General features: G+C 38.6%; 5 protein-coding genes and 5 pseudogenes. 8 read left to right on the top strand and 2 right to left on the bottom strand.

The window, feature by feature from the left end:
* Positions 1 to 8: 8 nt before the first annotated feature.
* The 5 genes and pseudogenes from ACFIMU_RS03780 to ACFIMU_RS03800 all read left to right on the top strand — a co-directional run.
* Positions 9 to 1,202, top strand: a complete 1,194-nt coding sequence (locus tag ACFIMU_RS03780; protein ID WP_375606614.1) for a phosphoglycerate kinase — start codon at positions 9 to 11, stop codon at positions 1,200 to 1,202.
* 112 nt (positions 1,203 to 1,314) lie between these two features.
* Complete coding sequence (locus ACFIMU_RS03785; RefSeq protein ID WP_375614513.1) at positions 1,315 to 2,346, top strand: class I fructose-bisphosphate aldolase; 1,032 nt, start codon at positions 1,315 to 1,317, stop codon at positions 2,344 to 2,346.
* A 656-nt stretch (positions 2,347 to 3,002) separates the two neighbouring features.
* Complete coding sequence (locus ACFIMU_RS03790) at positions 3,003 to 3,416, top strand: hypothetical protein (RefSeq protein WP_375606561.1); 414 nt, start codon at positions 3,003 to 3,005, stop codon at positions 3,414 to 3,416.
* Between the two features lie 1,064 nt (positions 3,417 to 4,480).
* A pseudogene (locus ACFIMU_RS03795) lies at positions 4,481 to 4,764 on the top strand (integrase arm-type DNA-binding domain-containing protein); the annotation flags it as partial.
* 17 nt (positions 4,765 to 4,781) lie between these two features.
* A pseudogene (locus ACFIMU_RS03800) lies at positions 4,782 to 5,041 on the top strand (integrase); the annotation flags it as partial.
* 1,177 nt (positions 5,042 to 6,218) lie between these two features.
* Here ACFIMU_RS03800 and ACFIMU_RS03805 read toward each other — a convergent pair.
* Entirely contained in the window at positions 6,219 to 8,009 is a 1,791-nt protein-coding gene (locus ACFIMU_RS03805) for an ABC transporter transmembrane domain-containing protein (RefSeq protein ID WP_375615065.1), read from the bottom strand.
* Positions 8,010 to 8,199: 190 nt separating this feature from the next.
* On the opposite strand from ACFIMU_RS03805, the gene rpmE reads away from it, so the two are divergent.
* Complete coding sequence (gene rpmE, locus ACFIMU_RS03810; protein WP_005774581.1) at positions 8,200 to 8,421, top strand: 50S ribosomal protein L31; 222 nt, start codon at positions 8,200 to 8,202, stop codon at positions 8,419 to 8,421.
* A gap of 473 nt (positions 8,422 to 8,894) precedes the next feature.
* Here rpmE and ACFIMU_RS03815 read toward each other — a convergent pair.
* Positions 8,895 to 9,079 (bottom strand): annotated as a pseudogene (locus ACFIMU_RS03815) (integrase); the annotation flags it as partial.
* Positions 9,080 to 9,384: 305 nt separating this feature from the next.
* Here ACFIMU_RS03815 and ACFIMU_RS03820 point away from each other — a divergent pair.
* Positions 9,385 to 9,634 (top strand): annotated as a pseudogene (locus tag ACFIMU_RS03820) (ABC transporter); the annotation flags it as partial.
* Positions 9,635 to 10,490: 856 nt separating this feature from the next.
* Positions 10,491 to 10,928, top strand: a pseudogene (locus ACFIMU_RS03825) (hypothetical protein); the annotation flags it as partial.

Below are 10,928 nucleotides of genomic sequence, written 5' to 3' on the forward strand. Positions count from 1 at the left end.
AAGCAGTGATGGGGTTTCGTACACTTGATGATGTTGATGTTTTGGGCAAACGTGTTCTTGTGCGCGTGGATTTTAATGTTCCTATGGCACTGGGCAAAGTTTGTGACGAGACACGTCTTGTACGACATAAAGAAACACTCGTTGAGTTACAAAAGCGTGGTGCTAAACTTATTCTGCTTTCTCATTGTGGTCGCCCCAAAGGAAAGGTAGAACAAGAGTTTTCACTCCGTCCTGTTGTACAAGTATTGGAAAAGATCATTAATCAGCCGGTTGCTTTTGCTCCTGACTGTATCGGTTCGGCGGTGCAGGTTGCAGTTGAGTCATTACAAAATGGGAGTGTTTTACTGCTTGAAAATGTTCGTTTTCATTCAGGGGAAGAAAAAAATGATTGTTCTTTTGCAGAAGCTTTGGCTCATAATGGCGATCTCTATGTTAATGATGCTTTTTCAGTTTCTCATCGTGCCCATGCTTCGGTAGAGGGCATAACGCATTTGTTGCCTTCTTATGCGGGGCGTTCTTTGCAAGGTGAATTGCAGGCATTAGAAAAAGGATTGGGCAATCCAACACGTCCTGTAATTGCCCTTGTGGGAGGTGCCAAGGTTTCTAGTAAGCTTTTTGTGCTCAATCATTTGGTGGAAAAAGTCGACTCTTTGGTTATTGGTGGGGGCATGGCCAACAGTTTTTTAGCGGCGCAAGGTATCCATGTAGGGAAATCACTGTGTGAACATGCATTGATGGAAACAATTAAAAAAATCATTAAAAAAGCGCAAGAGTGTCAATGTAAGCTTCTGCTCCCTCAGGATGCTGTCGTTGGATTTCGCTTTGAAAAAGATGCACCACATCGTCTCTATGACATTGAAGATATTCCACAAGATGGCATGATTATGGATGTTGGTGCACGTTCTATTGCGCATATCAATGCTGCAATTGATGAAGCTGCTACCCTTGTGTGGAATGGACCCCTTGGTGTTTTTGAGATGCCTCCCTTTGATAAGGGAACAATTGCCGTGGCACGCTATGCAGCAGAACGTAGTCAAAAAGGGAAACTGGTTTCAATTGCGGGAGGAGGCGATACGGTTTTCGCCCTTAATCATGCTGGTGTTGCCAATGATTTTACTTATCTCTCGACTGCTGGAGGAGCTTTTTTGGAATGGATGGAAGGTAAGATTTTACCTGGCATTTTTGCCCTTATGCAAGCTTAAATGTCTATTTAAAGTGCAGCTAAAAAAAGAACTGTGTGTTGTTGTGTAGAGTATATCGCGCGTGGTGCGCACTTTTGGAAAATTTAAAGACAAAATAAAGAGGATTTTTTTTATGAACGAACGGCTTGAAGATATTGCACTTTCTTTGGTGTATACAGGTAAAGGTATTTTAGCAGCAGATGAAAGTACGGCAACCATTGGCAAGCGTTTTGAAAGTATTGGTGTTGAATCTCATGAAGATAGTCGCCGTGCTTATCGTGAAATGCTTTTTAGCGCAAAAGAAGCTATGGAAAATGCCATTTCTGGAGTCATTTTATTTGATGAAACCATTCGGCAAAAAGCATCAACTGGACAAATGTTGACGGATCTTATTCGGGATTCAGGCGCTTTACCAGGCATTAAAGTTGATACGGGAGCCAAACCATTGGCTGCTTTTCCCCAAGAGACAATTACCGAAGGGTTGGATGGTCTTCGTGAGCGGCTAAAAGATTATTATGCTTTGGGAGCACGTTTTGCTAAATGGCGTGCGGTAATTGCTATTGATGAACACACTTTGCCAACAAGAGGCGCCATAAGACAAAATGCACAAGCTCTTGCACGCTATGCTGCTTTGTGTCAGGAGTTGAATATTGTGCCAATTGTTGAACCGGAAGTGTTAATGGATGGACCGTCGTGTGGGCATTCCATTACGCGTTGCTTTGAGGTGACACGCGCTGTTTTACAGGCTGTCTTTAAAGAATTGTTTGAAGCCCGTATTCTTTTGGAGGGGATGATTTTAAAGCCCAATATGGTGATTGATGGCAAGGATGCACGCAAGGCTAGTGTTGAAGAAGTTGCTGAAAAAACCGTCCAGGTGCTTAAACAAACGGTTCCTGCTGCTGTTCCAGGAATTGCTTTTCTTTCTGGAGGACAGTCTGATCAGGAAGCAACAGCGCATTTATCTGCCATGAATTCTTTAGGCTCATTGCCTTGGAAATTGACCTTTTCCTATGGACGCGCATTGCAAGCAGCTGCCTTAAAAGCATGGGCTGGAAAAGATGAAAATATTGCTGTTGCACAGAAAGCCTTTCGTCATCGGGCTCGGATGAATCATCTTGCGGCTTTAGGACAATGGACCAAAGAACAGGAAAAAGCGTGCAATTGAAGCACAAGCTCTGTTTTTAAATGCGGAGAGATTTTTCATGTTTCTGCGTGATTTGGGGTGCCCTCACCATAGATAAAATGGCGGGGGCGTTTTAGGCTTGAAAGCTTCTCAGAAAATTGTTTCCTTGGATATTTTAAAAGTCTTAATGGGTGCTACCTGAGAGATAAGATTGCGGGAGAGGTGCAATTTCGAGAAGGGGAGATAATGCTAGGAAATTTGTGAATGCACAGCACTTTAGTATGGTGTCATTCATGAAGTGGGCACTTGCTTTTTGAGTGAAAATCATAAAGCAAATACTGTATTGAAGAGTTTGATAGTGTGGTGTTTTTTCATGTTATCATTACTTATCATCAGCAGAATCCATTTGAGTGTAGTTGCAAAAGTGGATAAGCTGATAGATTGAAGAATTACGATTTCTGAATTGATTAGACATACAGCTTATGAAATTTTTGTGCATCAGGATAGTTTCCTGTTCAATGGGGGTAGACTTTCTATTGACGAACGGATTGAATAACTTTTGCAAAAGAAAATAGATTTGCTCCTCAATAAAACACCTATTTTTTCGTTAAAATGAATAAATTTTTCTTGTCTTTTGTGATGATATAATTATAAGCGATTAAATTTATAGCGTTTTTGCTTTAAAACGGGGGGGAGTTGTGGACGGTATATCTTCTAAGAATACAAGCATCAAAAGAAAAAATCGATACGCAGAACAGAGTTTTTCTGCAATTATGATGCGAAAATTGTGCAATATGGTGCGTGGGGTATTCGAAGGGATCTTTACAGTATTTACTTTCATAATTTTTCTTATCCTGTTCCGTCTTCGTGGACCGGTTCATGCCGTATTAAGCTTCTTTGCAGGTGCGAGTGGATTAGCGTGCTTTTTATTTTTTTTCGGATATCTTATAGAATGCCGCGAAGCCACAGATGAAGCCGCTATATCGTCCGCATTGATGTTAACAATTGGTGAAGGCGTTTTTTCTGTTGTATGCATGTCTGCTGCGTGGGGTTACGACGCTCTCTTATTCCGTTTAGCCCCTTCTGGATATGTTCTTATTCTCCCTGAATAAAAAAGCGCCCTTCGTTTATACATAACTTAATCCAAAATAAGAGGCCGACAGCCTCTCAAATTCTTCATAATTGCTCTCCAAAATCATGACATCAGACCCGCTTTTAACGAAGGGACTAACAAGCCTTGGTTCCTCAAGCTCAAGGAAAACCTTACAGAGGCGCCTAACGGCATCCTTGATTAAGACACCCAAACGGCTTATGAACAAACTCTCTTATTAAGCCACATCATCTTTTATCCCTCTCACGCAGCTCTGAAATCATGATATAAGGGAAAAGCTTCTTATGAGGCCTAAAAGATACCTTATCGTATGTTAAATGGAAAAATAAAAAAAAGCATCTTTATGCAATATAATCCAATTATGATTTTTTGATTTAAACATAAAAGACTTAAAGTCTTCGACAAGACTGATACAATAAAAGAGGGAAAATCGCCTATACTTAGAAACTAAGACATATTCTCGGTGCTCTTGATATAGTTATATCACCAAATGATTTTTGAATGACTCATCCTTTTGGCTCTATCCGCTAAAAGGTCATTTTGAGGGTTCTTGGTTAATGAATGTAAAGAAAAATTAGCACATAATATTTCGCTTTGCTGGTATAGATGCTGAATGAGTTAATTATCTAGAGGATCACTGAAGAGGGAGCGCTAAAAAATGATGAAAATCCGCTGCACTTCGATGAATTTGTGATTGAAGATATAATTGTAGAACTTGGCTTATCTGTTACTGAAACAGCTGAATGATTTGAAATGGTTAGGGGTGTGTATTTTGCACACACTTGGCTCGCTATACAAAAAAATTATGATTTCATGCAAGCTTTAAAACATAAAGACCCTAAAGATATATCATATTTGCACAATACATTGACTTATAATGATAATTTAGCATTATTTATATTGAATTAGTCGCCCGAATAACGTAAGATTTTCTCATTTCAAATCTGTTTTCTTGGATCAATCAAAACCATTCCCTTGCACATCACAAGCGGGGCTAGCGTGTGGGTAAAAATATAGAAGAAAAGATTTAAAATCCCTCTCATGAACCCTCTCTAGTGCCAAAGGCTGTCGCAACATCCACGAGCTAGAAAAGAGTGTGATGGTGCCGTCTTGCTTCTTCACAAACGTAAAGATGAAGGTGCTCAATAGCTTTACCGTTATAGCATTCATGGACGCCGTCGCGAAATGGACTTGGGTGCTCTTTGAGAGATATATCTTTAAAACAAGCCCATGAAACTGCAACAAAAGGGCGTTCTGTTTTCCATGAGGAACAAAATCCCATTAAAAAACGGAATAAACAAAAATGTGAGGCAATAAGCAATCTCCATTATTTAAAAGATATTGCTCTGAGCTAGCCAAAGAGTGTGATGGTGCCGTCTTTCTTCTTCACAAACGTAAAGATGAAGGTGCTCAATAGCTTTACCGTTATAGCATTCATGGACACCGTCGCGAAATGGACTTGGGTACTCTTTGAGAGATATATCTTTAAAACAAGCCCATGAAACTGTAACAAAAGGGCGTTCTGTTTTCCATGAGGAACAAAATCCCATTAAAAAACGGAATAAACAAAAATGTGAAGCAATAAGCAATCTCCATTATTTAAAAAATATTGCTCTAGATACTTTTGTACACGTTCCTATCATCGTTAAAATGCCTTCTTAAAGCACAACAGGAGGCGCTATAAATGAGGGCTGTAAATATAAATGATGGGATTGTGGGTCTTGGGGATGAGAAGATGGTGTCCAATCAAAGCACTCTATCCTTACTTTTATAGGCTATGACTGGAAGAGAGAGTTGGAGAGACGATTTGTGAGCAAAGAGAAAGTGTTTTGAGGTTGTTGTGTCTGCAAGAGAAGAACAGTGGTCGTGGTGATATTTACAAACAATAAATTTGATAAAATTTTACAATTTTGCCAAAAGCGGGTTTATTACAAAAGCTGTTGCTCATACGCGCTCACACAAAAATTATAGAGACACCCAAAAACGCTAAAAAAATCTTTGCTCTTTTTCAATAATAAGAATCTGCAAACAATGTTCAAAAAATGTTCGTTTTTTAAAAGAGAATAAAAGGATACTTTTACAGATGAGAGAAGCGTATTTATAAATTACAGCTTATCATGATTTTCGGTAAACACTATTGTTTAGAGCGCTGAGATAGAGGGCATGAAAAATTTTTCATATTAATTTTTTTTAAAGAGTGGGGTAAGTTTTTAGGGTAGAGTCTATCAAGTAAGCTGCATAAGGGACTCAAGCAAGCGAGCACCATTATTAATCTTTGCCAGCGTATATTCTTTTGTCAGCGCTCCAATGTTGTGACAGTTCTTGGAACTTAAAGGGGCAAGAGAGGCTCTTGCTCCTTTCTTGTACAATTTCACTCCACACACCAACCCCACTTGTGATGTGCAAGCAAAAGATTTTGTTTGATTCACTATGAGAGTTCAGCATAAGAAAATCCTATGGTATTAGGATTTCTCACGAAAAATAATAAATTATCTTTATAATAAACAACATGACGGTTTTATTATGAAGAGAGTTCTTTATACACCTTAATCATAGAGATTAACTTGGCATCGTTTTATATTCTGTACATAGAAGCGTTTTTATAAAAATGATCTACCTTATGCAGAAAAAAGAACAACCTGTAATTCAAAAAGAAACTGCCTCAATTCTTGCTCCTCTTTTTCATCTTAATTCTTATCCCTCTTTTTTCCATGAGCCCTTAAATTAATAATCCTCTGCCTGTAAAGCGCGGTATTCACGCCCAAGTACTGCTGCCCAAGTACTGCTCTTGTATCAAGATCACTCACTCAGGTGAAAATTGGAGTTTTGCGAGATAGGCATAAACGCCATTTTTTGCCACAAGTTCGGCATGGGTTCCTTCTTCCACAAGAGCGCCTTTATCCATTACAAGAATACGATCTGCTTTTAAAATTGTTGCCAAACGGTGCGCAATGACCAATGTTGTTCGATTTTGCATCAACCCGTCTAAGGCGTCTTGCACCAACTTTTCACTGTTTGCATCCAAAGCAGATGTTGCTTCATCAAGCAGCAAGAGGGGTGCATTTCTTAAAATTGCCCGCGCAATACCAATGCGTTGTTTTTGCCCCCCAGAAAGCATGGTACCGCGTTCTCCTACTTGCGTATCCAAGCCATCTGGTAAAGCTTGAATAAATTCAAGTGCATTAGCCGCTTTAGCAGCAGCAAGGATTTCCTCTTCATGGGTATTTTCAGTTCCAAAAATAATATTATCGCGCAATGTTCCATCAAAAATGGCGACATCTTGTGGAACATAGGAAATTGCACTGCGTAAATCTTGTAAAGAAAGGCGATTAATTTCCATGCCATCCAACCGAATTGTTCCACTTATTGGATCATAAAAACGAAGAATCAAAGAAAAAATGCTGCTTTTTCCTGCTCCGGAAGCCCCAACAAAAGCAACCGTTTCACCTGCTTTTATAGAAAAGGAAAGTGAGCGTAAAACCTTCTCTTGTGGTCTAGAGGGATAGGTAAAATCAACCTGATCAAAAACAAGTTCACCTCGAACAGGTTGCTCTAATGATAAAGCATTTTTAGGAGCTACAATAGCAGGTTTTTCTTGTAACAATTCGGCAAGCCGTTCAGCAGCGCCTGCTGCTTGGATTAATTCTGCTCCCAGTTCCGATAATTGCGCAAAAGTAGAAGCTCCAAAAACCGCATAAAGGACAAATTGTCCTAAGGTCCCTCCTGTCATCGTTCCATTCAAAACATCACGCGATCCAATCCATAAAACAGCAACCACACTGCTAAAAACCAAAAAAATTGCAAACCCCGTAAAAAAGGAGCGCAAGATTACAGAAGCACGTGCTGTTTGAAAAGCACGTTCTATCAATTGTGAAAAACGTATTGTAACGAGTTTTTCAGCGGTAAAAGCTTGTACAGTTCGAATAGCGCTTACCTGTTCTGTAGCGACAGCATTAGCATCTGCGAGACGATCTTGCGCGGCACGTGTACGAGAGCGAACTTTACGTCCAAAGACCACCAAGGGAATGGCCACGATAGGAATAGCAGCCAGAACCAGCAAAGATAATTTAGCATTGGTGATCACCATCATCACGACAGCTCCGATCACGATAATCAACTGACGCAAAGCAGTAGAGGCGGTCGAACCAACGGCTAATTTTATTTGTGTTGTATCGGTTAGAAGCCTTGAAACAATCTCTCCTGAATGTGACCGATCAAAAAAAGCAGGAGAGAGTCTCATAATATGAACAAACACATCACGCCGTAAATCGGCAACAATCCGTTCTCCCAAGGTGATAACACAGTAATAACGTCCAGCTGAAGCAAATGCGAGAAACAAAGCTAAGATAAATAAAATTCCGAAGTAAAAATTGATATGTCCATGGCTTGAAGTAGAAAACCCATGATCAAACATTTGTCGGATAGCCACTGGCAAAGCTAATGTGATCAGAGCAGCAACAGACAAAGCAATAAAGGCAAAGATAAACAACCAACGATAGCGCAAAAGATAAGGAACAAAAATTGCAAGCGAAGAGAATGAAGATTTTTTATGGGAAGATTTCGTAGATTTTTCTGAATGATAATGTAACATTATAAAATTTCGCTCACTCTATTAAATGATTTATAACACTTGATACAATGATGTATCTTGAACACTTGTTTTTTGATGCGTGCTCAGCTATAGAAATAAATACTTTAAATCAGTGTATCAAAAAGACAAAGGAAGCGCACTTAAAAAAATGAGTAAGTGTTCTTTCATTCTATAAACGCAAAAGGTTTGACGCATGAAAGCGAATATTCATCCCAACTATCACAAAATTACCGTTGTAATGACGGATGGAACCCAATATACGACGCGTTCCACTTGGGGAAAAGAAGGTGATACCCTTAATCTAGATATTGACCCAAGAACGCATCCAGCATGGACAGGTGGATCCCAAACACTTGTAGACCGTGGTGGTCGTCTTTCTAAGTTCAAAAATCGTTTTGGTAATATTGGCATGTAAAAGCCTCCTTCTTATGGGGTACAAAAATTTTAAACAAAACGATTGCAAACGATGGTTTTTTTATCCTGTCAAAGAGTGCACTTTAAATTTAATTCAAAAACGCATCCAACAAAAAAAGATAGGTCTTAAACCCTTATAAATCGTAGTGGTTGCGTTTTTTAAATTCAAAAATCATTTTGAAATACACGCATACACCTCTTCTCATAGCGTATAAAAATCTCAGATAAAACGATTGCAAACAGTTCATCTTTTTTGAATTGAAAATACCCATGAAGAAGAAATTCTTGCTGCCGCTAAAGCGGACAATGCACTTGAATTTATTCAAGCTTTACCAAACGACTTTGATACGCAAGGAGGAGAACGCAGTACCATGCTTTCTGGAGGGCAAAGACAACGCATTGGTATTGCATAGGCGATTTTAAGAAATGCAGCCCTCTTACTGCAAGCCAGCACCATCACACACTTTGCCAGCTCAGAGCAATATCTTTTAAATAATGGAGATTGCTTATTGCTTCACACTTTTGTTTATTCCGTTTTTTAATGGGATTTTGTTCCTCACGGAAAACAGAACGCCGTTTTGTTACAGTTTCACAGGCTTATTTTAAAGATATATCTCTCAAAGAGCATCCAAGCTTATTTCGCGACGGCATCCATGAATGCTATAACGGTAAAGCTATTGTGCACCTGCATATTTACGCTTATGAAGAAGCAAGCCAGCACTATCACACACTTTGCCAACTCGTGGATGTTGCTACAGCCCTTAGCACTTGAGACAATTCATGAGAGGCATTTTAAATCTTTTCTTAATAGTTTTTTTATTCACGCGGACTCTCCCCGCTTGGTACGTGCAAGAAACATAGTTTTGATTGATTCACCATGGAACCGATTTGAAATGAGAGAATCCTACGGTATTCGAGATTCTCATTCAACATACAAGACAATGAATTATTATTATAAATCAAAGTATTACTACTTTATGAAACAACATTTTCTTTAGATGCAAACAGTGAAAAGTTGGTGCAAGATGCCTTAGAAGGGTTGATGCAAAATCGTACAACCTTGGTCATTGCACATCGTTTTGCAACAATTTTAAAAGCGGATCGTATTCTCGTGATGGATAAAGGCTCTCTTGTGGAAGAAGGAACACACAAAACTCATTATAAAAAATAATGTTTATGCGCATTTGGCTAAACTGCAATTCTCATCTGAGTAAGTGATCTTGATACAAGAGCAGTATCTTTAAAGGCATAAACAGCACTCTTTTCAGACAGGCTTATCAATTTGAAACTCTCATGGAAAAAAGAAAGGCAAGCTTTAAGGTGTTTTTCTTTTTTAACGGGCTGTTCTTTTTTCTGCCTGAGATGAAGCATTTTTATAAAAATACTTCATTTGTGTACAGAATATAAAATAATACCCAGTTAAATCGCTATGGACTATTAAGATGAGCAAGGAGTTCTCTTCATAACAGAACTGTCACGTTGATTTATAATGATAACGCATTGTTTTTCATGAGAGATCATGAATACCATAGGATTTTCGTATTTCAAATTTGGTTATGTTGAATCAGTTAAAACCATGTCTCTTGCATATACCAAACAGGGAAGATTGCGTGAGGTAAACACTTTAGAAAGAATAAGTCCTCTTCATGAAGCGTCTCAAGTTTTATGGGCTGTAGTAACATTAGGGGTTAGGAGAGTGTATGATGATGCCGATTTACTAAAAAAGAGCCGATAAATGAGTAGAGAGACACTTTTTATCAATTTTACAAAACAAGGTGAGCACGCAGCCATGTTTTGCTGTGTTAGGCATTTGAGTACTTTGAACCAATATTATGGGAGTGCATTTTAAGAATTATAAGGCTTTTCTTTAAAGTGCATAAAGCATAAGAGCAATACAATTAAATACAAATTGTTTTATTTTACCAATAAAAATATCTATATTTTGTGTATTATTTTTATTAAAATATAATATGTAGTTATTTTCAAATCAGATATATACATATTGATACAATATCGAGGGATCGATAAAAGAGCTGCGTTAAATGTTGGTGAGAATAAAAGAGAGCAAGAATGGAAGAAGACATAAAATTGGCAATAGCTTTCAGAATAGCTACAATTAAGGTCATGTGGAAATGGGGGAAAAAATATGGGAGTGTAAGATGCGGTGTTATGATTTTCTGCATCATATTGATGGGGAAGTTGTGGTATTCGGGATACTCAGTGGATTTTTTGTTCGGTTTGGCAATGATAGTGTGTTGTGGGGGAAGCTTAATGCTTGCATTGGCAATTTATCAGAACAAGCATTTAACTAAACAACTTGAGCAAAAAGAGCAAGAGTGCGCTGGACATAAAGATATTATTGCACAAGGGGAACAGAAGTGTCTTCAATTGACTGAACAACTTGAGCAAAAAGAGCAAGAGTGCGTTGGATATAAAGATATTATTGCACAAGGGGAACAGAAGTGTCTTCAATTGACTGAACAACTTGAGCAAAAAGAGCAAGAGTGC

Source organism: Bartonella sp. AC70YNML (assembly GCF_042196545.1).
Classification (GTDB): domain Bacteria; phylum Pseudomonadota; class Alphaproteobacteria; order Rhizobiales; family Rhizobiaceae; genus Bartonella.